Source organism: Altericista sp. CCNU0014 (genome assembly GCF_044923475.1).
GTDB lineage: Bacteria > Cyanobacteriota > Cyanobacteriia > Thermosynechococcales > Thermosynechococcaceae > JAAURS01.
Window position 1 is genome coordinate 180,752 of the sequence record NZ_CP137338.1, and the last position, 26,402, is coordinate 207,153.

Here is a 26,402-nt window from a genome sequence, read left to right on the forward strand (position 1 = left end):
CGGTATTTCTTGATACAGTCTTTTCTAGGCAATGTATTTTGCATGCGCGCCCCTTGCGGGTTGAAGGTATTGACGGATGGCAGCTTCTAATCGAAAACTTCAGCTTCTGGATTTTGAAAAACCGCTCGTAGAGCTGGAAACGCGCATCGAGCAGATCCGCCAATTGGCGGATGAGAATGGCGTCGACGTGACCGATAACCTCAGGCTGCTGGAAGCGCGGGCGACCCAGCTCCGTCAGGAAATTTTTAGCAGCCTCACGCCCATGCAAGAACTTCAGCTCGCGCGGCATCCTCGCCGCCCCAGTACGCTGGACTACATTCAGGCGATTAGCGACGAGTGGCTGGAACTGCACGGCGATCGCCGGGGTGGCGACGACCCGGCCTTGGTCGGCGGCGTCGGTCGCATCGACGGACAGCCGGTGTTGATGTTGGGCCAGCAGAAGGGACACGATACGAAAGACAATGTCACCCGCAATTTTGGGATGGCAAAACCCTGTGGATACCGCAAAGCTATGCGGCTGATGAACCACGCCAACCGCTTTGGGATGCCGATTTTAACCTTTATCGATACTCCAGCAGCTTGGGCGGGGCTGGACGCCGAAGAGTTCGGGCAGGGCGAGGCGATCGCCCGCAACCTGCGGGATATGTTCGGCCTAGACGTGCCCATTATCTGCACCATTATTGGAGAAGGCGGATCGGGAGGTGCCCTTGGCATTGGCGTCGGCGATCGCATTCTGATGTTCGAGCATTCGATTTACAGCGTCGCCCCCCCGGAAGCCTGTGCCGCCATTCTCTGGCGCGATGCTCAAAAAGGCCCCCAGGCTGCCGAGTCGCTCAAAATAACCGCGAGAGACCTCCTAGGGCTGGGACTCATCGACCAAATTTTGCCAGAACCCTTGGGCGGCGCCCACGCCCATCCCGTGAAAGCTGCTGATATCCTTAAAACATCGCTGATCGAAACCCTGGCTCAACTCCAGGCCCGATCTCCAGAAAAACGCAAGGAAGAGCGTTACAATAAGTTCCGCAAAATGGGTGTATTTATCGAGCGCGCTCAGCTTTAATGCCTGTAGGGACATGAGGTCCTGCGCTCCTGACAAAAGGCTGCATTTTATTTGGAGCGAGCTGTTATAGATGGATTCAATTTACCGCCAAAGATTAGAGCCAATTGTCAATCTTTGGTCAAAAATTTTCCTGGGGTGGAGCTGGCAATCTGCCAACTCGAACGGCTGGAAGGACTGGATTCCGCGTCTTTTGCGAGCTTTTGACAGATTAAGCCTGCGCTCGGACAGCAATGATATAATGAGCGAAGTTTAACATTTGTTAAGTATGTCTTAGAATTCAAATCATTCCCTTCTGAGTCGGTCCGGGGTTACCTCAGCAATTTCTCGGCTCTTGACAAACCGTACTTTCGTCGCGTCTAAATCCTTTGATTTCTCCCTCCTCTTCTCAGCGCGCCCTGATTACAGGGGCCAGTCGCGGCATTGGTAAAGCTACTGCTCTTGCCTTCGCAAAGGCTGGTATATCTTCTATTTTGATCGGTCGCTCCCCAGACTCACTCCAAGCTACTGCTGAGGAAGTGCGAGCCTTAGGGGCCGAGGCGATCGCCCTCAGCATCGATCTGTCCCAAGTCGATCGGGTTAAGAGTCAATTAGAGCAAGTCCTAGAGACCGTCGGCTCCGCAGACATCTTGGTCAACAATGCGGGGATGGGGTACACCGGGGGTCTGCTCGAGACTTCTCTCGCGGACTGGCAGCAGGTCATCGATCTCAACCTGACGAGTCCGTTACAGTGTATTCAAGCGGTTCTGCCGCAGATGCGATCGCGACGTTCCGGCACGATTATCAACGTGATTTCCATCGCGGGCCGACAAACTTTTCCGAGCTGGGGGGCCTATTGTGCCAGTAAATTCGGCTTGATGGGCATGACCAAAACCTTGGCTCAAGAAGAGCGGTCTTACGGCATTCGAGTGGTCGCCCTTTGTCCCGGAGCGGTCGACACCCCGCTTTGGGACACCCCTACCGTCAATGCCGATTTCGATCGGTCTTTGATGCTGACGCCGGAGGACGTAGCGGACGCCATCGTCCATGCGGCACTGCTCCCTCAGCACGTCGTCTTAGACGAACTGGTGCTGATGCCAAATTCGGGAACGTTTTAAATCGTCCCGCTTCAATCTCGTGAGGCTATTTCGCTGGAAGAATTCCTCATTCCCTTTGTTCTGTAAACCTGTAACCTTACTCGTGACCTATGACGATTTCTTCAACCAACCTCTCCGATAGTTCTAACGGTTTCCCAATCGCGCATCCAGCCAGGGAGACTCGCAGTCCAAACGCTAAAGGCGATGGGAGAGTCCCTCGCAAAGAAGTCACTCAGGAAGAAATGATGGAGTCGGTTGAGACGATGCTTCTAGGGGTGGGCGAAGATCCCGAGCGAGAAGGTCTGCTCAAAACGCCCAAGCGGGTTGCAGAGGCGATGCGCTTTTTAACCAGCGGTTACGCCCAATCTTTAGATGAACTGGTCAATGGCGCGATCTTCAATGAGGGTCACGATGAAGTCGTATTGGTGCGGGACATCAATTTGTTTAGCATGTGCGAGCATCACATGCTTCCCTTTTTAGGAAAAGCCCACGTTGCTTACATCCCCAACCAGAAAGTAATCGGGCTGAGCAAGCTCGCTCGCATCGTGGAAATGTACTCCCGACGGCTTCAGGTTCAGGAGCGTCTGACGCGGCAGATCGCGGAGGCCGTCAAAACAGTGCTAGAACCCCAGGGCGTAGCCGTCGTGATCGAGGCCAGCCACATGTGCATGGTGATGCGCGGGGTGCAGAAGCCCGGTTCCTGGACGGTCACGAGTTCCATGCTGGGCGTATTCCGGGACGATCCTAAAACGCGGGAAGAGTTCCTCAACCTCATTCGCCACCAGCAAAGTTTCTAGAGCCACCGCATTGGTTTTTTATCCTAAAGCGTTCAGAGCGGCTTCGCGCATGACCGAGATTGAGGGCGATTCTCCAGTCCACAGCTCAAACGCTGCAGCTCCCTGCTGAATTAGCATCTCTAGACCGTCTATGGTTTGGAGTCCTTGACGTTGCGCCAAGGCTAAAAGCTGGGTGGGTCTAGGCGTGTAGATAAGGTCGTAGACGATCGCCGTAGGGGGGAGAAGGGCGATCGCCGTTTCCCCCAGCGGCGATTCGTTTAGCTTGGGATGCATCCCCATGGGCGTCGCATTCACCGCCAATCCAACATCAGGCAAGAGGGTGTCGATCGACGACCAATCGCGAATCTGAATGGAGATAGACGCATCCGTTTGGCGTAAGCTGTCCTGAAGCTGCTGCAACTTCATTGGGTCGCGACCGACAACGTGAATCGCCGCACAATTGAGCTCGTGACAGGCTGCAATCACCGCGCGAGCCGATCCGCCGCTCCCCAAAACGCAGACTTCTAAATTGCTCCAATCCCGACTTAACGTTTCTAGAGGAGATAAAAAACCTCGAACATCGGTATTGGTTCCCACCCAGTCGCCACCTCGACGGATTGCGGTGTTGACCGCGCCCACGGCTCGAGCCAGAGCGGAAACTTCCCGAAGGTAAGGCATAATTGCCTGCTTGTGGGGAATCGTAACGTTAAACCCTCGATACCCTAGGGCCGCCATACCGTTTAATGCCGATTCGAGATTTTCCGGCTCCACCCTCAACGGCAAATAAACGTATTCAAGAAAAGTCTGGCTTCGATTGAGAGCGAGATCGGCCAGTGCGGCATTGTGCATCGCTGGCGAAAGGGAATGCTCGATCGGACATCCTATGACGCCAAGCAACTTGGTTTGGCCCGTAATTTGGGTCATAGGAGTCGGTCTCTGGATATTGCCCTGAAAGAATGGCTAGCGCGATCGAGGTATCGTCCCTTAAACCGCTTCAAAGTCCTTCTCACCGGTACGAATCCGAATAATTCTGTCTACGGGCGTCACGAAGATTTTGCCATCCCCAATTTCCCCCGTGCGAGCCGCGCCCACAATTTTATCGACGACCATGTCCACCTGACCGTCTTCGACCACGATCTCGATCTTGAGCTTCTGTAAAAACTCAACCGTATACTCAGAGCCTCGGTAGCGCTCCGTTTGCCCTTTCTGACGTCCAAATCCGCGCACTTCAGAAACAGTCATGCCAACGACACCTGCATTGACCAGCGCAATTTTCACTTCGTCGAGCTTAAAGGGACGAATAATAGCTTCAACCTTCTTCAATGTCTTTCTCCAGGGCTAAAACAACACTTTAAGTTCTTAACCGTAACCATACTTCAAACATCCCCCTTTCTATCACCGCCAGCAAAGGGATACTTGTAGCAGAATATACCGTTTTTAGCTTTGCCAAGCAAAGTCTCTCAGGCATCGTTTTCTAAACCCGATGGTTTGCACGCTCCATTTGGTTGCATCAGGTACAGTCTAGCGGTCAAAAAAGCCCTTAGAGTAAAGCTTTAGCCTAATATTCTAGGGGCGCGTTCTCTGACGCCTATTTCTGTAATGAGCGCAGCTTAAAACACTAGAATTAAGCATAGGGAAATGTATTTTTGTATCTTTTCGCTCGGTGCAGGCGCAGCGAAAGCGGAGGAGACTCCTAAAGTTAATGGTTAGAGATTTGCGCGAGAAGAGGCTTGAACATGCTGGAGTTATATCGTCAACAGGCACAAGAGCGAGCTGAAGCAGGTATACCGCCTCTTCCTTTGGATGCTCAACAGGCTACGGCGCTTTGCGAGTTGCTGCAACATCCGCCAGCGGGAGAGGAGGCCTTTTTGCTGACCCTCCTGCGCGATCGCATTCCACCGGGCGTAGACCAGGCGGCCTACGTGAAGGCTGGGTTCCTGACGGCGATCGCCAACGGCACTGCCGCTAGCCCCCTGGTATCGCCCCGAGAAGCCATCGTGTTATTGGGGACCATGATGGGCGGCTATAACGTGCGATCGCTCATCGACCTGCTCCGCCATGCCGAGCCAGACCTGGCCCAAACCGCCGCCAACAGCCTCAAAAAAATTCTGTTGGTGTACGACGCCTTTCACGACGTTCAAGAATTGGCAGAGAACGGCAACTCCTACGCCCAACAGGTCCTCCAGTCCTGGGCCGATGCCGAGTGGTTTACCGATAAACCTCCATTGCCCGAGTCCATTACGGTCACGGTCTTCAAGGTGCCCGGCGAAACCAACACCGACGACCTCTCCCCTGCCACCCATGCCACCACCCGCCCCGATATTCCGCTCCATGCCCTCGCCATGCTGGAAACGCGGCAGCCCGGATCTCTAGAAACCATTGTCGAACTCAAGAAAAAGGGATATCCGGTAGCCTACGTGGGCGACGTGGTGGGGACAGGTTCTTCCCGAAAATCCGCCATCAACTCCGTGCTGTGGCATGTGGGCGACGACATCCCCTTCGTGCCCAATAAGCGCGGCGGCGGCTACGTGTTGGGCAGCAAAATCGCGCCCATTTTCTTTAACACCGCCGAAGATTCCGGTGCCCTGCCCATCGAGTGCGATGTGACCGGGATGGAAACCGGAGACGTCATCACGATTTATCCCTACAAAGGAGAAATCGCCAACGCTGCGGGAGCGGTGATTTCGACCTTCGCCCTCAAACCCGACACCATTCTGGACGAAGTCCGCGCCGGAGGTCGAATTCCCCTCCTAATTGGCCGCACCCTGACCGACAAAATTCGGATGGCCATGGGTCTACCTCCCAGTCCCCTGTTTGCGCGACCGAAAGCCCCCGTCGATACGGGCAAAGGCTTTACCTTAGCTCAAAAAATGGTGGGCAAAGCCTGCGGGCTACCGGGCGTGCGCCCTGGCACCTCCTGCGAACCGATCATGACCACGGTCGGCTCCCAAGACACCACTGGCCCCATGACCCGCGACGAACTCAAAGAATTGGCTTGCCTCGGATTCAGCGCCGATTTAGTGATGCAGAGCTTCTGCCACACCGCCGCTTACCCCAAGCCAGTTGACCTCAAAACCCACCACGAACTGCCGGACTTTATGACGTCTCGCGGGGGCGTGTCTCTGCGCCCAGGGGACGGCATTATTCACTCCTGGCTCAACCGGATGTTGCTGCCCGATACCGTCGGTACCGGGGGCGATTCCCATACCCGCTTCCCCCTAGGCATTTCCTTCCCCGCCGGGTCTGGGCTGGTGGCCTTCGCTGCCGCATTGGGCGTGATGCCGTTGGATATGCCGGAATCGGTATTGGTGCGGTTTAAGGGCAGCCTGCAACCGGGCGTGACTCTGCGGGACGTGGTCAATGCGATTCCCTACGTGGCCATCCAGCAGGGTACTCTAACGGTCGCTAAAGAAAATAAAAAGAATATCTACTCCGGCAAAATCATTGAGATGGAAGGGTTGCCCGACCTCAAGCTAGAGCAGGCCTTCGAGCTGACGGATGCGACAGCGGAACGATCGGCGGCGGGATGCGCGATCGCCCTGAGCACCGCAACCGTAGCCGAATACCTCAGCTCCAACGTTGCGCTGCTCAAAAACATGGTGGCGCGGGGTTACGGCGATGCCCGTACCATTCTGCGCCGCGTCCGCAAAATGGAGGAATGGCTGGCAGACCCGCAACTGATGAAGGCCGATCCCGATGCGGAATACGCCGAAATCATCGAGGTGGATCTCGACCTCATTACCGAACCGCTGGTTGCGGCCCCCAACGACCCCGACAACATCAAGCTCATATCTGAATGTGCGGGCGACCCCATCCACGAGGTGTTTATCGGCTCTTGCATGACCAACATCGGACATTACCGTGCCGCCGCTAAGGTGCTTGAAGGGGAAACTTCCGTTAAGGTGCGGCTTTGGATTGCGCCCCCCACGCGTATGGACGAGCAACACCTCCGCGAGGAAGGCATCTACGATATCTTTAAAGCCGCAGGCGCGCGCACCGAAGTGCCGGGATGCAGTCTCTGCATGGGCAATCAAGCCCGCGTAGACGACGGCGTAACGGTGTTTTCTACCTCGACCCGTAACTTTAACAACCGCATGGGCAAAGGCGCACAAGTATATCTGGGTTCTGCGGAACTGGCTGCAGTGTGCGCGCTGTTGGGCAAGATGCCGACGGTTGAGGAATATATGGAGATCGTCCAGAAAAAGATCGATCCCTTTGCAGGCGATCTGTACCGCTACCTCAACTTCGACCAAATCGCTGGATTTGTGGATGAGGGGCGCGTGGTTTCGAAGGATGAGGAGGCTAAGCTCCTGGCAAACGTGGGTTAAATCAACCTAACCCTCTGTAAGCTCGACTTTATGAAGATCCGAAAGCATCGACTTGCCTGCCGCTGGACTGACAGCCGATACGCCGTGCTGCCTGACGAGGTACTGAGTCAACTAAGGCCAATGGCTGAAGCGGAGTCTCAGGAACTCTACAACCGCTTGTGTTCTTTGAGAATCTCCACTCATACCGACAGGTTGGGTGGGTGAGTATGTCAAGATGGAAAGTACTTCATCCGATAGGCATAGCCTGAAGGGTACAGACAGACATGGTTTCAACTCCGCTCTCCCCTGACGCGGTCGCTCGAGCGTCCATTCGCCCTGAAATTCGGGCGCTTCAGTCAGATCTAGTCGCGTGGCGACGGCGGCTCCATCAGTATCCAGAACTGGGTTTTCGCGAACACCTGACGGCAGCGTTTGTCCGTCAGCGGCTGGAGGAATGGGGAATCGATCGCGAGACGGAAGTGGCTGGAACCGGGATCGTCGCGACTGTCAGGGGTGCAGCCCCCGGTCCCGTGCTCGCCATCCGCGCCGATATGGACGCGCTGCCGATTTTGGAAGAGAACGAGGTCTCTTACCGCTCGAAGCACGATGGTAAAATGCACGCTTGCGGCCACGACGGTCATACGGCGATCGCCCTAGCGACGGCCTACTATTTGTCTCAACATCCCCATACTTTTCAAGGCACCGTCAAGATTATTTTTCAGCCCGCTGAAGAAGGGCCGGGGGGCGCTGCACCCATGATTGCGGAGGGAGTGCTCCAAAATCCTAAGGTAGACGCCATTATTGGCTTGCACCTCTGGAATAATTTGCCCTTGGGTACGGTGGGCGTGTGCAGCGGACCGATGATGGCTGCCGTCGAGCTGTTTGACTGCGAAATTCAAGGCAAGGGCGGGCATGGTGCAATTCCGCAACAAACCATCGATTCGATTGTGGTTGCCTCCCAAATTGTTACCGCGCTGCAGGCTATTGTGGCCCGCAATGTCAACCCTTTGGATGCGGCGGTGGTGACGGTCGGCTCTTTCCACGCGGGGCGCACCCATAACGTGATTGCGGATACGGCTGAGATTTCTGGCACCGTGCGTTACTTCAACCCCGAGTTGGCCGCGTTGATTCCCCAACGGGTCGAGCAAATTATTGCAGGGATCTGCCAAAGCCACGGCGCGTCCTACAAACTGGACTACCGCAAACTCTATCCAGCGGTGATTAACGACGGGGCGATCGCCGCCCTCGTGCGTTCCGTAGCCGAAACCGTGGTCGATTCGCCTGCTGGCGTCGTGCCCGACTGCCAAACTATGGGCGGTGAGGACATGTCCTACTTTTTGCAGCAGGTGCCAGGATGCTATTTCTTTTTGGGATCGGCCAACGCAGCCTTGGGCCTCGCCTATCCCCACCACCATCCCCGGTTCGATTTTGACGAGACCGCCTTAGGGATGGGGGTGGAGCTGTTTGTCCGCTGTGTCGAGAAGTTTTGCAGCGTTTGAGCACCCCGCCCCGCTCGTTCCCTGCGGGCATCTAACCAATGAATCGGGTCAAAGCCGTCAAATGTTCGCTCTAGAGCGCGACTGGGGATTGTCAGCGGCCTTAGGGAACCCTAGGGCCCAATTTTTCGACCAAGAAATTAAAATAAGCTAATACCTTCGATCGCTAGCGCTTGTCATGCGAACTTTTAGGTAACTTCTGCTCCTTCAGTCCAAACTCGAACAAAGCAGGGGATAAGCCAGTGCGTCGCGACGATCGTGGCAACCAGAATGCTGAAACGGCTCGGGAGAGATTGCGGTCTGCTCCAAAGGTCTCGCTGCGGGGAATGCTGACCATTCCCTTTATTTTGCAAGTCATGGCAGTTGTGGGCTTGGTGGGCTATTTGTCCTACCGTAACGGCCAGCAATCGATTGAAGATTTGACCGACCGACTGATGGATGCCGTCAGCAAGCGGATCGAGCAAAAATTAGCAACCTATTTAGAATCCCCTCGTTTGGTCAATCAAATGGCCAGCGATGCAGTGCGGCGCGGTGCGTTGACACTGGACTTAGAGCGTTCGGATCTCCAAAGAGAGCAGTATCTGTGGCAGCAAATGCAATTGTTTCCCAACCTATCCTGGATATCTTTGGCATCCGAACGTGGAGACAGTGTTGGCGTTTGGCGGCCTGGAGAGAATCGAGACCTGCAAATTTCGCTCTCCAATCCCTCAACCCAATCCTATGTCACTTACTATGATACGGACGATCGAGGGATCCGCACCGCGCTGCTCAAAGTGGAAAAGCCCGAGTTCGATCCGCGCGAGCGCCCTTGGTATCGAGCGGCGCTCGCGGCGAGACAGACCGTCTGGACTCCCATCTATGCGGGTTTCACGCCAGGCACGGTTTCTGTTGCAGCTAGTCAGGCCCTTTACGATCGCTCCGATCGACGGGTTGGGGTTATCGGAGCCGATCTCTCGCTATCGGGAATCCAAAAATTTCTGGCCCAAAATCCGGTCAGCGCTTCCGGCCAAACGTTTGTGATCGAACGCTCGGGGTTGCTCGTGGCCAGTTCCAGTCAGGAGTCTCCTTTCCAACGGTTGAAGGGGCAATCTCCTCAACGCGTTCGCGCGCTGGATAGCAAAACGCCGTTAATTCGGGCCGCAGCTCGATCTTTATTTAAAGAGGTCAAAGACTTCAAGACGATTCAACAGTCGCAAAAGTACTATTTTTCGACTGACGACCGAGGGCAATTTGTCAAAGTTTTACCATTTTCCGTCAAGGGTGGACTGGATTGGTTGATCGTGATTGCGGTGCCAGAAGCCGACGTGATGGCGCAAATTCACGCAGGCACCCAAACGACGGCTTTACTGTGTTTGGGGACATTGGCGGCAGCGATCGCCCTCAATAGTTTGTTGAGTCGCTGGTTGATCGAGCCCGTGGTGGAACTCAGTCAAGCGAGTCAAAGAATTGCCCAGGGCGACTTTACGGGGCAGATCGAAACGCCAAAAATTCGGGAATTATCGACGCTCGCGGACTCTTTTAGGCAAATGGGGCAGGAGATCCAGCAGTCGCGGCAGCAGCTTGAAGATTACTCGCGATCGCTGGAACAAAAAGTCAACGAGCGCACCCAGGCGCTCCAGCAAGAAGTCCGGCATCGGGCCACGGCTGAGGCAGCCCTCCAGGCAGCCAACCAGGAACTGCAGCGCCTCGCTTACATCGATGGGCTCACTCAAATTGCCAACCGCCGCCAGTTTGACGAACACATGGCCCAGGAATGGCGCAGGCTAAAACGCGAACAACGGCCGCTCTCTATCATTCTTTGCGACGTCGATTATTTCAAGCAGTACAACGATGCCTACGGCCATCAGGTGGGAGATGATTGCCTTCGCAATATCGCCCACGCGATCGCTTCTGCCGCTCGCCGCCCGCCCGATCTGGCCGCGCGCTACGGCGGTGAAGAATTTGCCATGCTCTTACCCAACACTTCCCTAGAAGGTGCCGTCGAAGTCGCCAGCTACATTCAGGCGTATATTAAGAGCTTGCAAATGCCCCATCGCCAATCTCGAGTTGGACCCTATGTAACGGTCAGTTGCGGGGTCACGAGTACGATCCCCACGGAGTCTATGGTTCCGTTGCAGTTGCTGGCACAGGTGGATCGCGCGCTCTACCAAGCCAAAAGTGCGGGACGCGATCGCATTGCCATCGCTTAGGGCCGCAACCCAGATAGGAACCTTTATTGCATGCGGTCTAAAGTCCGGTACTGGATGGCCTCAGCAATGTGGGCGGTCTGAATGGTCTCGGATTGAGCCAAATCGGCGATCGTGCGTCCTACCTTTAAGATCCGATCCGTTGCCCGCGCCGAGAGTCCCAGCCGCTGAATGGCCGCCTCTAACAGCTGTCTCGACCCATCGTCGAGACGGCACCACTGCCGCAAATGACGGCTTTGCATTTGGGCATTGCAGAACAACTGCGGTTCGTCTCGAAACCGATCGCTGGCAGCCTTTCGGCCCGCTAAAACCCGCGATCGCACGGCTTCGGACGGCTCGCCTTCGCTGACCTGGGTCAGCTCTGAAGGCTTGAGGCGACTGACGCTGACCTGGAGGTCGATCCGATCCATCAGCGGCCCGGATAGCTTGGCCCAGTAGGATTCTCGCTGGCGGGGAGAACAGGTACAGGCTTGGATCGTATCGCCAAAATAGCCGCAGGGGCAGGGATTCGTGCTGGCCACTAGCGTAAACTGGGCGGGAAAGACCACCGACTGACGCGTTCTAGCAATGTTGACAAAGCCATCTTCGAGGGGCTGTCGCAGAAATTCGAGGACATCCCGCTTAAACTCAGTCAGTTCGTCCAAAAACAAGATGCCATGATGGGCCAGGGAAATTTCTCCCGGTCTCGGAAAGCTGCCGCCACCCACCAAGGCAGGGCCGGAAGCAGAATGATGGGGACTCCGAAACGGACGAGAGCGAATTAAAGTCCCCCGTTCCTTGAGGAGTCCGGCGACCGAGTAGAGTTTGGTGACTTCTAGGGCTTCGTTCAGGCTCAGCGTTGGCAGAATGGTTGGCAAGCGACGAGCCAACATGGTTTTCCCGCTGCCTGGAGGCCCGACAAAAACGAGGTTATGTCCTCCTGCTGCTGCAATTTCCAGCGCGCGACGCCCGTGGGCTTGACCCTTGACATCCTTGAGATCGAGGGCGGTATTGAGGGCCTCTCCATCGCCGATCTGGGGTTCTGCCGCCGCAAAGGGGGCGACCGCATCCGGTTGGTGCAGGAAGTCTGCGACCTGCGCCACCGTCTCAAACCCATACACCTTGAGTCCCGATACCACCGCAGCTTCGCGGGCATTCGCTTGGGGCACGACGATCCCCTTAAAGCCAAGCTTGAGCGCTGTTGCCGCAATGGGCAGCACGCCGCTCACCGGATGCAGGACGCCATCTAAGGAAACTTCCCCTAAAAATAAAAAATCTTCGAGGTGTGTCAGATCGAGCTGATCGGAAGCCGCTAAAATGCCGAGACCGATCGGGAGGTCAAAGCTGGGACCTTCTTTGCGCAGGTCCGCAGGCATGAGGTTGATCACGACCCGTCTCATGGGAAAGGCGTAGCCCGAATTTCGGAGTGCAGCCCGCACGCGCTCCCTCGATTCTTGAACGGCGGTATCCGGCAGACCCACAATAATGATGCCCGGTAGCCCGCCGGATACATCCACCTCAACACCCACCCGAATGGCGTTAATTCCAAGCAGTGAGGCGCTCCAAATCCGAGCAAGCATGGGCAATAGGGGGCAATCGAAACGTCAAGTCGGTTGCTTCCAGAATACCTTAAGTTTTAGCCATCAATCGCAGCCAGCGTCACTCGGATTGAGAGACTCCTTGGATTTGCTTTAAGACAATTTGAGCGGCTTTGGCATACTGAGGATCCGATGGCGAACCGATTAATTTGGGGTTATCGGCTAGCGTTTTGGCTTGCGCGTTGGTCAGAGGAACCGCAACGTCGGGCAGAATGCCTTTGTGGTGGATATCCGCGCCATTGGGGGTGTAGTAACGGGCGATCGTCACATTCAGCCCCGATCCATCGGACAGCGGGTTGACCTGTTGCACGATCCCTTTGCCAAAGGTTTTAGTGCCCACGACGATCGCCCTTCGATTATCTTTGAGCGCCCCGGTCACGATCTCGCTGGCGCTGGCGGAGCCGCCATCTACAAGAACGGCGAGCGGTAACTTTGTGACTGCAGTGCGATTCGCTTCATCGGTCGCGCTGCCCCCATCCCGAACGACGGTTTTGACTATGGCTCCCTCGTCAATCCAGAGGCGCGATACCTCAACCGCCATCGACAGCAACCCGCCTGGATTCTGGCGCAAATCGAGGATAAAGCCTTTAACCTGCTGCTTTTCAAGGGATTGAATGGCATTCTTGACCTGCTCGTCGGCGTGGTCGTCAAATTCGGCAAGGCGGATATAGCCAATCCGGTTGCTGCCTTCCTGCTTCACGGCTGAGGTGACGATTCTAACCTGAATCACTTTACGGGTCAGGGCCACATCAAAAACTTTGGCCCCTGGGCGGGAGATCTTCATCTTGACCGTGGTATTCGGTTTGCCCCGGATCAGGCCGACGGCTTTTTCAACATCTAAGCCCCGCACGGGCGTGCCGTTAACCGCAAGAATCCGGTCTCCCGATTTAAGTCCGGCTTCGAAGGCGGGAGAATTCGGCATGGCTTCAACCACGGTCAGCGCTTTGGTGGTCTTGTCCAACTCCAGCCTCGCACCGATCCCCGAAAGTTCGCCGGAGGTTTGTTGCGCGAGCTCCGTAAATTTCTGAGGGTCTAGGAAGCGGGTGTAGGGGTCGTTTAATTTCTTGAGCGCGGCTCGAATCGCTTCGTAGGCTTGCGCTTTAGAGCTATAGTCTTTGCTGAGGAGTTCGCGGCGCGTGGCTTGCCAATCGCTGTGGTTGAACGTCCCATCGACATAGGTTTTTGCAACAATTTGCCAAACTTCATCGACCAGCACTTTGGGACTGTCCTTCAACCCCAAACTGGGGATGCTATACCCAGGCGGAGGCGTTGAGAGGACGGTGCTGGCCGTCATCAAACTACTAAGGGAAAAGAAACGAAGGATCCGCAAGGGGTGTGAGGGGTGATTCATAGGTTCCATAGGCTCATGCTCGGCAAGGCTTTCTTATCGATATAGGATAGTCTGTCTTGGCACGATCGGGGCGTGCGCCTCCCATTTCTCTCGGTCGATTTCTCTCGGTCGAGCGATTGCACAACGTCGAGGCGACCTAAGTAGGCTAGGATGGGTCAAACTCTGGAGAACATCGCTCATGAATAATCCTTCGCTGCGGTCTATGCCCCGCGCGCAAAAAGCCGATGTTTTTCCACCCAATATGGAAGGTTCGATCCTGGGTTGGATCGAAGATACGGGCCGCTTCATGGAACGAGAAGTCGCGATCGATCTCAAATTACTCGAGGAAGATGACCTGACGGTTGCGCTGATCGGTGGTGACGATTACGGGGACGATGAGGAAGACTTTTCCAATGACGATGAGGATTAGCAATCCTTTCGCCCCCTTAGCCCCTCAGACTACCGTTGCTTGGGTCAGTTGATGCAGTTTCTCCACCAAGAGACTTAGAAACAACCCCACGTCCGTCACCACGCCGACGGATTCTAAAGAACCGCGATCGCTGAGCTTTGTCACCACTGCTGGATTGATATCGACGCAAAATAGCTTCACGCCAGCGGGAGTCATGTTGCCCACCCCAATCGAATGCAGCATGGACGACAGCATCAGAATCAAATCGGCTCCTTTAATGAGTTGGGCGTAGTCTGCCTGGGCTTGGATTAAATTCATCTCGGTATCCGGCAGCGGACCGTCATCGCGAATCGAACCGGCCAGCGCGAAGGGAACGTCACGTTTGACGCATTCGTAAAATATCCCTTTGGTTAAAACGCCCTGCTCCACCGCGTTGGCAATACTGCCGCACCTGCGAATTAAATTGATGGCCTTCAGGTGGTGGCGGTGGCCGCCGTGGACCGAATTGCCTCGCTGTACGTCGATCCCCAGAGAAGTCCCGAGGAGGGCTTGCTCGATATCGTGAACGGCGATCGCATTCCCCCCCAATAGCGCCTGTACGTACCCCTCCCGGATCAGCGCAGACAAATGCGCCCCGCCCCCCGTATGAATCACCACGGGACCCGCCACAACAACTGCCTTACGGCCTTGGTCGCGGATGCGGCGAAAGTCCCAAGCGAGTTGCTCCACGACTAATTCCACCCGTCGCTCGCTCGAAACGCCAGATCCCATAAAGCTAAACTCTGCGGGCGGTCGAGCTTCTCGCGATTCGGGCTTGCGAACTGTGCGCAGGCCGTCCACGCCTACGACCACGCGATCTCCCACCGCTAAATCTCGCAGCAGCTTGCACTGGGCCACGAGACCTGTAGGGGTTTGGGTGAGGGCGATCGCCCCGTCCATGCGCTGATTCCCAACGAGAATCCATTGGCCATCCACCCGCACTTCCGTCGGGTAAATCGTGCTGACGTAAAAATCATCCGGTGCAACCCCAGCAATTTCGACAGGTTCGAGCTTGGCATCGCAGACTTCTGGCAAGTTGGGCACTGCGCCTAAGTCGATGAGCTGGGCCACAATGGTTTCCATCAGCGCTGTTGAAGGCGTAATGACTTTAAATTCTGCGGAAGACGTGCTCTGCCGTCGCTCGCCCAAGTTAAAGTTCAAAATCTGGAAACTGCCGCCCGCATCGACGATGTAGTCTAAAGCTCGCTCCATCAGTCTGGAATCGAGCAGGTGACCCTCCATGCGCAGAATGCAGCTTTCGATGTCGGCCTTGGCATGAACCGTGGGTTGCAGAGGCTCCGTCACCCGCAAGGTCAAGCATTTGGCCGCGCCGCCCGCTTTCATGAACTCGGTGAGGGGCGTTTCAAATACCTGGAACCCGCAGTCGCCCAGGCGATGTTTCAATGCCTCGCTGGCTTGGTTCAGCACGATCGCCCGATCGATATTGACCGCATTGCAGGCAAAGTTGATCGCATCGGATTCGGCGATCGCAATTCGCTTTTCTGCGGCCACGCGTTGCTCGATCAGCCGATTAGAATAGGCATCGAAGGCATCGGGGTAGTACAGCAAATAGCCCTGACTCAGCGGGCAAAAGCAAGTATCTAGGTGATAAAAACGCTCGTCGATCAGCCGCAGCGACAGCACTTCGATATCCAGCCACTTCGCGATCGTCTGATGGGAATCCAGTTCCGAACGCTGACCGTAGCCCGCCCAGAGCCACTGACCGTCGCGATCGAGCAACGCGTCCCCAGCCCCCTCAAAGGGGAGATCTTTCGGTAATTCGTGGACTTGGTACCCCTGGGATTGAAACCACTGCTTGAAGTAGGGTTCCTCGCCTTGACGTTCTTTGTGATAGAACCGACTGACAACGGCAGTCTTCCCCAACACCAATCCGGCATTGGCGGTAAAGACCATATCGGGCCATCCGGCCTGGGGTTCGATAGTATCGACAATGGCGTGTTCTTTGAGGATGTCAAACAAGCCTTGCCACTGCTGCTGGGCTAAATCTGGGGAAGGTTTGTGCAAGTTTCCTTCCATCCAGGGATTAATCACGTAGTCTACGTCGTAGTATGTGGGGGGGCACATCAACACTCGAATCGTCACGGTCTTTTTCCTCTCGAGATGAGATAGGTACATGTTGGCAGATCTTGCCCGATCGAGGTTCAGTTCTAGAATGAATAAAGCTGCGCAATTACAAATAGATGCCTTTAACGCTGCTAATTGTAGAAGACGATCCGGCTATATCGCTGGCTTTAATCGATCACTTTGAAGCCGAAAGCTATGGTGTGCTCTCGGCTTCGACGGGAGAAGCGGCTTTGGAAATGCTGGAACGCTATCATCCCCATCTGGTGATCGCAGACATCACGCTGCCGAAAATGGACGGCTACGAGCTGGTGCGAAAACTGCGGATGTTGCCCGCCCACCGACTGCTGCCGATTATTTTGCTAACGGCAAGGGGGCAGGTGGAAGATCGGGTGCGCGGATATCAGCTGGGCTGCGATGTGTACATTTCCAAGCCGTTCGACCTTTTGGAACTCTCGGCAGTGGTGCGGAACTTGCTCGATCGCTCTCAGATGCAGCAGTCGGAATTGCACGTTCGCGCTCAAGGGGAGTTAACTCAGGCTCGTCCGTCTACCTCCAACGAAGTTACTTTAACAGAGCGCGAGGGGCAGGTCTTGGATTTTCTTTGTCATGGGTTGTCCAACCGCCACATCGGCTTAAAACTGAAGCTCAGTCCGCGTACGGTGGAGAAGTACGTGAGTCGTTTGCTCCAAAGGACGGACTCTAGCAATCGAGCGGATTTGGTGCGCTACGCGATGGAGCACCAGCTCGTAGAACGGCGATCGCCCACCGATACTACCGACTGACGCCGATCGGATTTTCTCTGACGTGGGCTAGCAAGCCGCTACAGGCATCTCGCAGCAGGTCGATGACGCGGTCGAACCCATCGGGACCGCCGTAGTAGGGGTCGGGGACTTCCGTTTGCGGCGATCGCCCCGCCTCAGAAGTCCGCTCGCAAAAGTCGCACATGAGGCGAATTTTGGGGTGGTAGCGTCCGGTGCGATCGCGCTCCAGCAACGTGCGGTAGTTATCGCGATCCATGGCCAGAATCAGGTCGAACTGCTCGAAGTCTGCTGGTTCGACCCTTCGACTGCGCCCGCTGAGGGAGATGCCCTGTCGGCGGGCTGCTGCGGTCATGCGCGGGTCGGGCGGTTCGCCGATGTGGTAGCCGCTGGTGCCTGCGGAGTCGCAGACGATCTGTCCGTCTAACCCTGCTTGCGCGATGAAATGGTTCATGATGCCTTCAGCAGAGGGCGATCGGCAGATATTGCCCAAACAAACAAAGAGAAGTTTTACCGCCATCGTCTTAGCCCAACGTCTGACACATTGCTTCAAAAAACCTGGGGCACAAAGCACCCATGCAAACCATAGGGAACGTGATGGGTTAAATGTAAGCGGGCAAGGGGACCTTTTTCAAGGTCTTGATTATCCAAAATGATAATATCCGTGCGGTGATGGGACGCGTCGTAGACCAAACTCAGGATCCAGCCCGCGTCTTCAGCACAAGCGTGGGGTTTTGCCACAAACAGCGGTTCGCTGACAAATCCATGGGGGGCAGCACTCCAAAGAGATTGAGTCCCAGCCTTCAGGTCTAGCTTCAGGATGGCCTGGAGGGGCGCGTTGCCGATCGATTCGTGGGCGGTCCCGATGGTGACAAATTGGTAGGGACGGCCTACTTGTTGCGGGTTTAGGGTAGGAAATTCGCAGCAGCGGGTCGCGATCGCCTCATGCTCGACGGTTTTAGCGGCAAGATCGATCCGAAACCGCCAGAGTTGACCTTCGGGCAGCGTTGCAAAGTCAATGTCTCGAAAATCTTGCTCGGGGTCGACGGTCGGGAAATTCTCGTAGCAGATGGAATCGACGACCAAGGTGTCGCCGTCTTCGTAGGCGTTGGCGTGGTGAAACACGAAGCAGGAGGCAGTTTCTAAGGTTTGAACTGCCCCTTCGCCTCGGGGCACGATCCAGACGCGGGTGGGCCGATCGGCTTTGAAGTCGATGCACTGGCCTGCGCCGCGAAGCCCCAATACAAAGGGGAACGGGTTGAGCGCAACTGGATTTTGGAAAAAGATATAGTAGCGGGGCGTCAGGATGAAGTCGTGGATAAAGGCAAAACCGGGAATGTTAAAGCTTTTAACTCGAATCAAATGCCCCTTTAAGTCGAGTTCGTGGACCGCCACTTGGGTGGTCAGCCCCGTCTTCAGGGAAAAATTCACTAGAATCGGGTCTTGCCCCGGTTCGCCCGGATCGATGCGGGGGTGAGCCGACCAAGCATCGCTGGGCTTGAGGATGTCGCCTACTGTGCTAGGGCCGAGGGTTTCCAGGGTGGCGGGGTTGAGTTCGTGGGGGAGTCCGGCTTCCCACAGGGCTAGGAGGCGATCGCCCCAGTACACCACATTCGTATTGGCAATATTTTTGACCTTCAGGTCGAACAGGTTCGCGAGCCACCCCCCCGGTTTCTGGGTGCCAAATACCCCGCGATACAGGATTTTGCCCGCCGCCGATTCCGCCAAAAAGCCTTCGGTGCGGACGTAGCGATTGCGGAAGGTCGCTTTACCGTCTTTAAATGTAATGGCGCAGACCATCCCGTCCCCATCAAACGGGTGTTGGAGCGGCGTGCCGTTTACATCCAGTTTTCCAGGCCCGTTGCGAAACAACGTCCCTTCTAACTCGGCGGGAATTTCCCCTTCAATGTCTTCGATGGCATAGCTGTATTCCGTCGTCAGGGATTCGTAGCCGCGCTGCCAATCGGCGACGCGATAGGCGGCAGCAGGGCGAGTGTCTACAGAGGTCATAGGTTAGCGCTCGAACAGGAGTGGGGACTAAACATTAAGGCGAGGTATCGGAAACCAGACGGATGTGGGCTTCCAGTTCTGCTTCCGCTAGAAGCACCTCGGAAGAACGGCTCAGATCTGGAACTCGCTCCGGCTCGCCATCGGAAACGCCGTCAGGGACCCAGCGCAGCATGGGTAACGGCAGCAGCGTTGCCAGATTGGTCGCTAATACCAACCGCCAGAGGTTTGCAAAGTCGGTATCGGTTACGCCGAGCCAGTGGGTTAACAGCGCGCCGGACTCGTGGGATACGATCCCAGCCAGGTTGCAGATAGACATCAGAATGGCAAACATCGTCGCTTCCACGCCCGGCGGGCAGAGTTGCGCTGCCAAAATCAAGACGGGCATGAAGGCAATTTGCCCCATCACCGTCAAAATGAGGCTGTCGCCCAAGCTAAACCATCGATCGTCAATGCCCAGAGCGCGATTGGCATGGGTGACCAAAATTAGGGAGGTCATTCCCAACCCGGCGGAAATCAGGGTGCTCCACAGAAAAATCTGGCGGAGGGGCACCGCTTTGAGAAAGCGCTGAAACGCCCAAACGCCCAACAGGGAGGCCACGCTGGTCACCAGCCGCACCCGCCCTAAAAATTCTGGCCCGAACCCGAGATCGTTGGTGGAAAAGAAGAAAAAGGCAGAGTCCGAACTTGGGGTCGCCTGCCACAAAAACACGAACAAGACGGGCAGCCAGATGGTCTTTTGACCGATCGCCACTCCGATTTTCTGAAGCTGCGACTTTGCCGCGCCAAAGTTTTGCGGCATCGCAACCTTGGCATCCTGAATCAGGCTGGCCGTAATCAAGACCAGCAATGGAAAGCTGGCTGTAATCAAAAAGATGTTACGAATGCTCAGATGCTCTAGCAAAAAGCCGCTCAAATAGGCTGTCACCAGCCCCCCCAATGCCGTCGTTGCCCAGCAAAGCGACTGAAGGGAACCCGCGTCAGCCTGCGACTGCGACTCGTCGCGGATGCGCTCCACCACAATGGAATCGACGATCACGTCGCTGACGGCGATCGCCAACGAACACAGCGTAATCGTCACCATCGCGGCGATCGCAGAGTGGACCACCGTCCCCATCGCTACCCAAGCCCCGCAGCCCAAAAGGCTGGAGATTAACAGGTAGGAGCGACGGCGATAGCCAAAAATGGGCAAACTGTCAGACAAAAAGCCAAAGATCGGCTTGATCACCCACGGCAAAGAAACGACCCCCATCATGGCGGCCACTTCAGCGGGGGTCAGCCCTAGATCGTCCTTCAGGAAAAAGCTAGTGGCCAGGCGGGCCAAACCTAAAATCCCCTGGACGAAGTAAACCACCAAGATGGCAAACAACTCCCAGCTTGGCTCTTGACCGAACAAAAGCGTTTGCTTGAGCGCTACCTTGAATCGAGGCGAGTCCGGAACAGACACAACCATTGAGGATCGTTAACAAATATCAACTTTCTTATCATACCTTTGTCGTCCGGGAAGGGGGGACTCAAGGTAGCCATTGAGGCTCGGCCCCCACTGCAACCACCTTAGGGCTGGCATTGGACTCCGTCAGTGCCAGAGACCAAATATTGGCTGGGACGGGTTGGGCCGATCCGCCCGCAGTAGTTGCTGTGCCTCGATCGAACAAAAGCTGAGAGCCATCTGGTGCAAGGCTGAGGGTAACGTTGCGCTGGAGGGGGAGGGTCAGCAGTTCGCTGGGCTTTCCCGTCTTTAAGTCAATTTTGGCGATGAAGGGCTGCTCTTGGTAGTCTTTTCCGGTTATCAGCCGGGTCAGCAGGCAGTACAGCGCGTCTCGCTGCGCGGTAAAAGTAGTGCTGAGAATGGATCCGGTTGTGCGCAGCAATTCTCTAGGATCGCCTTGGCTGCTGACCAGAAACAAGGAGCGGGTATAGTCCGTATTGAATTTCACCATGGTGGCGGCGGACCCGTCGCGGGCAAAGTTCAGTACCATGCCGTACTGGGGCAAAAAATCCAGGACTTGCTCTGCGGCAGCTTTTTGTTCGAGGGGGATGATGGCCAGTCCCTTGCCTTGAGCTGCCACTAAGGTTTCGCTGTCGGGAGCCAGCAAAAAATCTCCCGCGCTGTCGATTTTAATCGGCTCTGGCGTTCCGCTGCCGCGAATTTGCCACAGGCCTGTTTCGCTGGCATTCTGACGGGCAGAGCGCTGCACCACAATGCGATCGCCGTTGGCCGACAGATCGAATTTCAAAATTTGGTAGTCCTGGTTGTCCAAAACCAGATCGACCTGTCCTAGCTGAGTGTCTGCTAGTCCGGTTGTGGCTTTATAGAGCTTTGAATTGAGTTCGCTGGGATTGGCCGCACTGCGATCGGTGGCGGTAAAGAGGAGGCGATCGCCTTTAGGGTAAGCCTTAAAGTGGTGTACCGATAGGTTGGCGGGCGTTACAACCGTTTTTTTGTCCTGGGTGAGGTTGTAGAGAACGATCCGTCCCGCTTCATCCCCGTTGACGCCGAGATAGGCAAAGGCTAAATCCCGGCTCTTAAACTGAGCGTTAAAGGGAACGACCGCACCGCCCGCTGCCGCTTTAGCGCCGTCGAGGGTGAGCTGAAACGACTGTCCGTAGGGTGCGGGTCGGGTCAGGGTGTAGGCCAAGCGCCGCCCCGACCAGCTCGTTTTGCCCGGTAAGGCTGGCGAGATCTGGATCTGCTGCGAGACGCTATCCCAATTCATGGGGCGATTGAAGGTCAGCGTAAAGGCGATATCTTCCGCGCCGACGGACTCCTCGGCCCAGCTAAAGTCTCGAACTTGGGGGCGGGTGCGATCGCCCCAAATGAGCAGCAGGCCCAAGACCAGCCACAGCACTGCGATGAGGCCCACCACGAAACGATCTAAAGGATGAGTTAAAAACGAAACGCGTTTAAGAAATCCTTTCATGAACATCATTCAATCTGAGAGGGATAAAGCGAGATGCGTCCAGCTTACATCCCCATAATGGAATAACCGGAATCCACGTAAAGCACTTGGCCCGTGATGCCGCTGGCGAGGTCGCTGCACAAGAATGCAGCCGCATTCCCCACCTCAATCTGCGTGACGGTGCGGCGCAGAGGTGCAATTTCTTCGACGTGATGGATCATGTCTAGGATTCCGCCCACCGCCGAAGATGCCAGGGTTCGAATCGGGCCAGCAGAAATGGCATTCACTCGCACGTTCTGAGGGCCGAGTTCGGCTGCGAGGTAGCGCACGTTCATTTCTAAAGCTGCTTTGGCAATTCCCATGACGTTATAGTTGGGCACCACCCGCGCGCCACCGAGGTAGCTCAGGGTTACGATGCTGCCGCCTTCGGACATGAGAGGCTTAGCGGCTCCGCTGAGGCTGATGAGGGAATGGGCGCTGATGTCGAGGGCAAGGTTGAAGTTTTCGACTTTGGTATTGCTGAAATCTCCGCTCAAGTCTTCTTTACTCGCAAAGGCCAAGCAGTGAATCAGGATATCTAACTTGCCCCATCGGTCTTTAATGGCTGCAAAGGTTTCTTCTACCTGAGCTGCATCCTGCACGTTGCATGGCAAAAACAGACTGGGGTTCAGGGGTTCCACCAGGGATTTGACCTTGTCTTCCATCCGTCCCCGTTCGTCGGGCAAGTAGGTAATGCCCAGGTTGGCTCCGGCGGCATGGAGCTGTTGGGCAATCCCCCAGGCAATGGAACGGTTGTTCGCAATCCCAGTGACAAGAGCGTTTTTTCCGTGTAGGTCGAGCATGGGCGTGGTTCTAGTCTTGATTTACGGTGCAGTTGCTGCCTACCCATTCTTGCAGCTTATGGGTCGATCGGAGAGGCTTCGATCTGAGCCGCAAACCTTCAGATATCGAAACAGCAATCTATACAGATGTATCAAATATGTTCGTATAATGTACTTCTTGATACAATCGCTCCATCTTGAGTCCGATTAAGTGAGTTATATTACCTATTAATCAAAGGCTAAATAAGATAGCTTCATCTCAATTCTTTGAGAAAATAGATGAAGTTCGCTTCAGTTTAGCCAAAAAAATGAAGATGATGATTCGGGACGCGATCGGGATAAAGATATGGTTTTGATGCAGGATAACCCGTTAGAGGCAGTGTTTCGTCAAATCAACACTGGGGTTTTTCCTCCAATGGTTGAAACGTTTGAACGGGGCAAAACGATCTTTTTTCCTGGGGACCCAGCTGAGCGCGTTTATTTTTTGATCAAGGGCGCGGTCAAGCTATCCCGCGTTTACGAGGCAGGAGAAGAAATTACGGTGGCGCTCCTGCGCGAGAACAGCGTGTTTGGGGTGCTGTCGCTGCTCACCAAAAATCGTTCGGATCGGTTTTACCACGCGGTGGCTTTTACGCCCGTGGAGCTGCTTTCGGTGCCGATCGAGCAGGTGGAGAAGGCGATGAAGGAAGATTCGGATCTCCCGATGGTGTTGCTGCGGGGGCTATCATCGCGCATTCTGCAAACGGAGATGATGATCGAGACGCTGGCGCACCGGGATATGGGGTCTCGTCTGGTCAGTTTTATTTTGATTCTCTGTCGGGATTTTGGGGCGCAAAGCGGCAATGGCATTACGATCGACCTGAAGCTGTCACATCAGGCGATCGCCGAGGCGATCGGTTCTACCCGCGTGACCGTCACCCGTCTCCTGGGCGAACTCCGCGATCAGGGGATGATCTCGATTAATAAGAAAAAAATTACGGTGCATAACCCTATTTTGTTAGGGCAAAAGTTTGCTTAGACAAATATTGAAAATGAACTTGTACTGCGCTTAGTAATTTAGATTGATTACCCTTGAGCGCTCCTAGGAAATCATTCCCACTCTTGACGATGGTCTGAGCTGTTTTTTTAGGTGCTAATTGCATCAAATGCAAACACAACGCCCTTGAGAGCCATTTGGGTGGTGAACGCAGGCAATGCGGTAATCTCATTGGTTTTCGAGTCTACTTCGTAAGGTTCCAGAATCAGTCCGCGCTCCACAATGTAGGCACTCACGAGCATGATATGGCATAGGTTTCGAGGATTTTTTTAAATCGTCATGAATAATGCAGGCTAGATACATTTCGGGATAGTGAAGCTTTTGGCCGTCAACTCGGCCTTAATACGTCTTAAGATGGACTTTAGAACATTACAGCTCCCAAAACACTGAACCATGGACTCTTTAGCAGAGAAACTGAACGTTAAACTGCATCAATGGCAGCCTGATATTGCCGATCGGGTGAGGCAATCCGTGGCTGAGATTATTGAAATGGCGGATCAGAATACACTTGACGTTTTGCGTTCCAGAGCGATCGAGCAAGAAGTGCTGGATTTACTCGATGAACCCAATGCCCGGTGAGGTTTGGTTAGCTGATTTGGGTCTAGCGGCAAAAACGCGGCCTGTTGTCATTGTTTCACGCAGTGACCCGCAGCCGCCACGGGCTTTGATTATCTACGTCCCTCTAACAACACAATACCGAGACAGTGAGTATGAGGCGATCTTGCCAAGGCTTAACTTTCTGAGGCAGGACTCTTTTGCAAATGTGCAGGGATTAGCTTCAATCCCAACCGTCAGACTTGAGCGCAGGTTAGGTGTATTACCAGACGATGTAATGCTTAAAATTAAGCAAGCTCTTTGCTTTGCTTTAGATCTAGACGCTAACCTGTGAAACTGCTTTATGAAGCTAACGCCACAAATCCAAATTTCGCTAGAAGCTCGGCAGTATGTATTGAAGCGCGATCGCTCCAACAAAGAAACAGAGATTGTACGACGAGGGTCTACGATGGAAACCTACCGATCGATAAGCCCTCGCCATGCACCCTTCACGTCTCTTTCTCGCTGCGCTGTTCTTACCATGCGCGATCTCGGGCCTGACCCTTAGTCCAGCGCTAACCCAGCGATCGCCCGCCGAACCCCTGCCCCAGACCAAACGCGATCGACCTTCCACTAGCATTTCCCTCAAACCGCAGACCGTCGTTTTGAGCTTTGGCAAAAAAGGCGCAGCATTTCCAGACTATAGAGAAGCGCGCATTCAATATCCCATCGCTTCCGGGTTGACAAACGCGACTGTTTTGCAGAAAGTCCAGACGGCTATTAGCCTCAAACAGGTCGTCGGCCAATCCCTGGCAGAAATGAAGCAGGAGTATAAAGAAAACCAGTGGCTGACGGAGGTGGCCTATGCCGTCAATTACAACCGCAATAATCTGCTCGATCTGACCTACGCAATTTCAGGCGTTGGCGCCTATCCCAGCAGTTTTGAAAAGCATGTGGCCGTCAATCTTAAAACAGGCCAAAGAGTACGGGCCAAGGATTTATTTAAGGCTGAAGGTCTGGGGGCGATCGCCCAAACCGTCGATCGAATGATGCAACGGGAGATTCAGCAGAAGATTGCAGAGGTGAAACAGCAAGAACCCGACCTGGGAATCGATCGTTTTGCCAACCATCGCTTTCAACCCAAAAATTTAGAAGACTTTACCCTCGGCACGACGGGTGTTACATTTCACTACAACTTTGAATTTCCTCACGTCATTAAAGCCATTGAGCCGTCTGGATCCTATCTTCTGCCCTATACCCAACTGATTCGCTATATTCGTCAGGATGGCGTCCTCGCCTTTCATCTTAAATAGCGTAACGCGGGCAACAATCCCATTTGCCTTTAGATCGAGATCCCTTAAAGCGCGCCTCAGCGATGTCGATCCTCAGCATTAGGCTTAAAAAATCAGGAATGGTAAAGAATGAGATTAATTCAGGCCGGGTGGATAGTATCGATGGCGGTAGTGTTGGCGGGGAGCGGTCTCTCTCGCAATCCTGTCGCAGGGTCGAGTCTGCCGTTCGACACGGCAGCATTAGCAGCTCCGGTCAAGCAGACAATCGAGGCAAAAATCGGACAATTTTTAGAGCGATTTGGCGGTCCCTATACAAAAGCAGCCGATGCCGTCTGGGTTGTCCCCTTTAAGGGCAAAGCGCTGGCAAACTTCGATGTTTTTATTGCAACCTCTTCAGATTCAAACTTATTGATTATTGGCGCGACCGTCGCTAAAAAACAGAACCTCAAGCTCTCTCAAGCGCTACTCCATCGGCTCTTAAAATACAACCATACGGCAGACTACGTGAAAGTCGGGCTGGATGATGACGAGGATTTATTTGCAAGAGCCGAACTCAATGCAAAAACGATGGATTTTGAATCGTTTAAGGAAGTTCTCGAACAAGTGGGGGCCGTTGCCGACGAACTTTACGCTCAAATTAAGCCCAATCTGAGCGCCGCACCCCAAACCCCTTCAGAGTCTCCGGTTGCAACTCATTGAGGATTCGGCCTGCTAGA

The 26,402-nt window shown here is 54.8% G+C and carries 24 protein-coding genes; 13 read left to right on the forward strand and 11 right to left on the reverse strand.

The window, feature by feature from the left end; all coding sequences use genetic code 11:
• The first annotated feature begins 76 nt into the window (after window positions 1-76).
• The 3 genes from R6H26_RS00980 to folE all read left to right on the forward strand — a co-directional run bounded on the left by R6H26_RS00980 (window position 77) and on the right by folE (window position 2,930).
• Window positions 77-1,060 carry an acetyl-CoA carboxylase carboxyltransferase subunit alpha gene (locus R6H26_RS00980; RefSeq protein WP_404787546.1) on the forward strand — a complete coding sequence of 328 codons (984 nt, stop codon included), beginning with the start codon at window positions 77-79 and terminating at the stop codon, window positions 1,058-1,060.
• Between the two features lie 365 nt (window positions 1,061-1,425).
• Window positions 1,426-2,154: an SDR family oxidoreductase gene (locus R6H26_RS00985; protein WP_404787548.1), complete on the forward strand. Its 729-nt coding sequence runs from the start codon at window positions 1,426-1,428 to the stop codon at window positions 2,152-2,154.
• 89 nt (window positions 2,155-2,243) lie between these two features.
• A complete protein-coding gene (gene folE / locus R6H26_RS00990) occupies window positions 2,244-2,930 on the forward strand; it encodes a GTP cyclohydrolase I FolE (protein WP_404787550.1) in 687 nt (228 codons plus the stop codon).
• Between the two features lie 18 nt (window positions 2,931-2,948).
• Here folE and R6H26_RS00995 read toward each other — a convergent pair whose 3' ends face one another.
• Both R6H26_RS00995 and R6H26_RS01000 read right to left on the reverse strand, forming a co-directional pair.
• On the reverse strand, window positions 2,949-3,833 hold the full coding sequence (locus R6H26_RS00995) for a shikimate dehydrogenase (RefSeq protein ID WP_404787552.1): 885 nt from the start codon (window positions 3,831-3,833) through the stop codon (window positions 2,949-2,951).
• 60 nt (window positions 3,834-3,893) lie between these two features.
• Window positions 3,894-4,232, reverse strand: coding sequence for a P-II family nitrogen regulator (locus tag R6H26_RS01000; RefSeq protein ID WP_404787554.1), 339 nt, complete (start codon window positions 4,230-4,232; stop codon window positions 3,894-3,896).
• A gap of 413 nt (window positions 4,233-4,645) precedes the next feature.
• On the opposite strand from R6H26_RS01000, the gene acnB reads away from it, so the two are divergent.
• The 3 genes from acnB to R6H26_RS01015 all read left to right on the forward strand — a co-directional run bounded on the left by acnB (window position 4,646) and on the right by R6H26_RS01015 (window position 10,901).
• Window positions 4,646-7,237, forward strand: coding sequence for a bifunctional aconitate hydratase 2/2-methylisocitrate dehydratase (gene acnB / locus R6H26_RS01005; RefSeq protein ID WP_404787556.1), 2,592 nt, complete (start codon window positions 4,646-4,648; stop codon window positions 7,235-7,237).
• A 263-nt stretch (window positions 7,238-7,500) separates the two neighbouring features.
• Window positions 7,501-8,715, forward strand: coding sequence for a M20 family metallopeptidase (locus R6H26_RS01010; RefSeq protein ID WP_404787558.1), 1,215 nt, complete (start codon window positions 7,501-7,503; stop codon window positions 8,713-8,715).
• A 239-nt stretch (window positions 8,716-8,954) separates the two neighbouring features.
• Window positions 8,955-10,901, forward strand: coding sequence for a diguanylate cyclase domain-containing protein (locus R6H26_RS01015; RefSeq protein WP_404787560.1), 1,947 nt, complete (start codon window positions 8,955-8,957; stop codon window positions 10,899-10,901).
• Window positions 10,902-10,924: 23 nt separating this feature from the next.
• Here the strand turns inward: R6H26_RS01015 and R6H26_RS01020 are convergent, their stop codons facing one another.
• Window positions 10,925-12,457: a YifB family Mg chelatase-like AAA ATPase gene (locus tag R6H26_RS01020; protein ID WP_404787561.1), complete on the reverse strand. Its 1,533-nt coding sequence runs from the start codon at window positions 12,455-12,457 to the stop codon at window positions 10,925-10,927.
• A gap of 79 nt (window positions 12,458-12,536) precedes the next feature.
• Window positions 12,537-13,826, reverse strand: a complete 1,290-nt coding sequence (locus tag R6H26_RS01025) for a S41 family peptidase (protein WP_404787563.1) — start codon at window positions 13,824-13,826, stop codon at window positions 12,537-12,539.
• Between the two features lie 178 nt (window positions 13,827-14,004).
• Here R6H26_RS01025 and R6H26_RS01030 point away from each other — a divergent pair, with 178 nt between their 5' ends.
• A complete protein-coding gene (locus tag R6H26_RS01030) occupies window positions 14,005-14,235 on the forward strand; it encodes a DUF3134 family protein (RefSeq protein ID WP_404787565.1) in 231 nt (76 codons plus the stop codon).
• Between the two features lie 24 nt (window positions 14,236-14,259).
• Here R6H26_RS01030 and R6H26_RS01035 read toward each other — a convergent pair whose 3' ends face one another.
• Complete coding sequence (locus R6H26_RS01035) at window positions 14,260-16,389, reverse strand: TIGR00300 family protein (protein WP_404787567.1); 2,130 nt, start codon at window positions 16,387-16,389, stop codon at window positions 14,260-14,262.
• Window positions 16,390-16,454: 65 nt separating this feature from the next.
• Between R6H26_RS01035 and R6H26_RS01040 the strand changes: the two genes are divergently transcribed.
• Window positions 16,455-17,120, forward strand: coding sequence for a response regulator transcription factor (locus R6H26_RS01040; RefSeq protein WP_404787569.1), 666 nt, complete (start codon window positions 16,455-16,457; stop codon window positions 17,118-17,120).
• Here the strand turns inward: R6H26_RS01040 and R6H26_RS01045 are convergent.
• The 5 genes from R6H26_RS01045 to fabI all read right to left on the reverse strand — a co-directional run bounded on the left by R6H26_RS01045 (window position 17,110) and on the right by fabI (window position 22,845).
• Complete coding sequence (locus tag R6H26_RS01045) at window positions 17,110-17,616, reverse strand: low molecular weight protein-tyrosine-phosphatase (protein WP_404787570.1); 507 nt, start codon at window positions 17,614-17,616, stop codon at window positions 17,110-17,112. The genes R6H26_RS01040 and R6H26_RS01045 overlap by 11 nt on opposite strands.
• 29 nt (window positions 17,617-17,645) lie before the next feature.
• A complete protein-coding gene (locus tag R6H26_RS01050) occupies window positions 17,646-19,106 on the reverse strand; it encodes a carotenoid oxygenase family protein (RefSeq protein ID WP_404787572.1) in 1,461 nt (486 codons plus the stop codon).
• Window positions 19,107-19,140: 34 nt separating this feature from the next.
• The gene (locus R6H26_RS01055) at window positions 19,141-20,556 is read right to left on the reverse strand and encodes a folate/biopterin family MFS transporter (RefSeq protein WP_404787574.1); all 1,416 of its coding nucleotides are present in this window, start codon (window positions 20,554-20,556) and stop codon (window positions 19,141-19,143) included.
• A gap of 61 nt (window positions 20,557-20,617) precedes the next feature.
• Window positions 20,618-22,024, reverse strand: coding sequence for a hypothetical protein (locus R6H26_RS01060; protein ID WP_404787576.1), 1,407 nt, complete (start codon window positions 22,022-22,024; stop codon window positions 20,618-20,620).
• A 44-nt stretch (window positions 22,025-22,068) separates the two neighbouring features.
• Window positions 22,069-22,845: an enoyl-ACP reductase FabI gene (gene fabI, locus R6H26_RS01065; RefSeq protein ID WP_404787577.1), complete on the reverse strand. Its 777-nt coding sequence runs from the start codon at window positions 22,843-22,845 to the stop codon at window positions 22,069-22,071.
• A gap of 325 nt (window positions 22,846-23,170) precedes the next feature.
• Here fabI and ntcA point away from each other — a divergent pair, with 325 nt between their 5' ends.
• Window positions 23,171-23,842 carry a global nitrogen regulator NtcA gene (gene ntcA / locus R6H26_RS01070; protein ID WP_404787579.1) on the forward strand — a complete coding sequence of 224 codons (672 nt, stop codon included), beginning with the start codon at window positions 23,171-23,173 and terminating at the stop codon, window positions 23,840-23,842.
• Between the two features lie 107 nt (window positions 23,843-23,949).
• Here the strand turns inward: ntcA and R6H26_RS01075 are convergent, their stop codons facing one another.
• Entirely contained in the window at window positions 23,950-24,096 is a 147-nt protein-coding gene (locus R6H26_RS01075; RefSeq protein ID WP_404787581.1) for a hypothetical protein, read from the reverse strand.
• A gap of 157 nt (window positions 24,097-24,253) precedes the next feature.
• On the opposite strand from R6H26_RS01075, the gene R6H26_RS01080 reads away from it, so the two are divergent.
• From R6H26_RS01080 to R6H26_RS01095, 4 genes are all read left to right on the forward strand, one after another.
• Window positions 24,254-24,439: a hypothetical protein gene (locus R6H26_RS01080; RefSeq protein ID WP_404787582.1), complete on the forward strand. Its 186-nt coding sequence runs from the start codon at window positions 24,254-24,256 to the stop codon at window positions 24,437-24,439.
• Window positions 24,429-24,749, forward strand: a complete 321-nt coding sequence (locus R6H26_RS01085; protein WP_404791167.1) for a type II toxin-antitoxin system PemK/MazF family toxin — start codon at window positions 24,429-24,431, stop codon at window positions 24,747-24,749. The genes R6H26_RS01080 and R6H26_RS01085 overlap by 11 nt, the downstream gene beginning before the upstream one ends.
• 145 nt (window positions 24,750-24,894) lie before the next feature.
• The gene (locus tag R6H26_RS01090) at window positions 24,895-25,707 is read left to right on the forward strand and encodes a hypothetical protein (RefSeq protein ID WP_404787584.1); all 813 of its coding nucleotides are present in this window, start codon (window positions 24,895-24,897) and stop codon (window positions 25,705-25,707) included.
• Window positions 25,708-25,815: 108 nt separating this feature from the next.
• Window positions 25,816-26,385, forward strand: a complete 570-nt coding sequence (locus tag R6H26_RS01095) for a T3SS (YopN, CesT) and YbjN peptide-binding chaperone 1 (protein ID WP_404787586.1) — start codon at window positions 25,816-25,818, stop codon at window positions 26,383-26,385.
• Window positions 26,386-26,402: the final 17 nt, after the last annotated feature.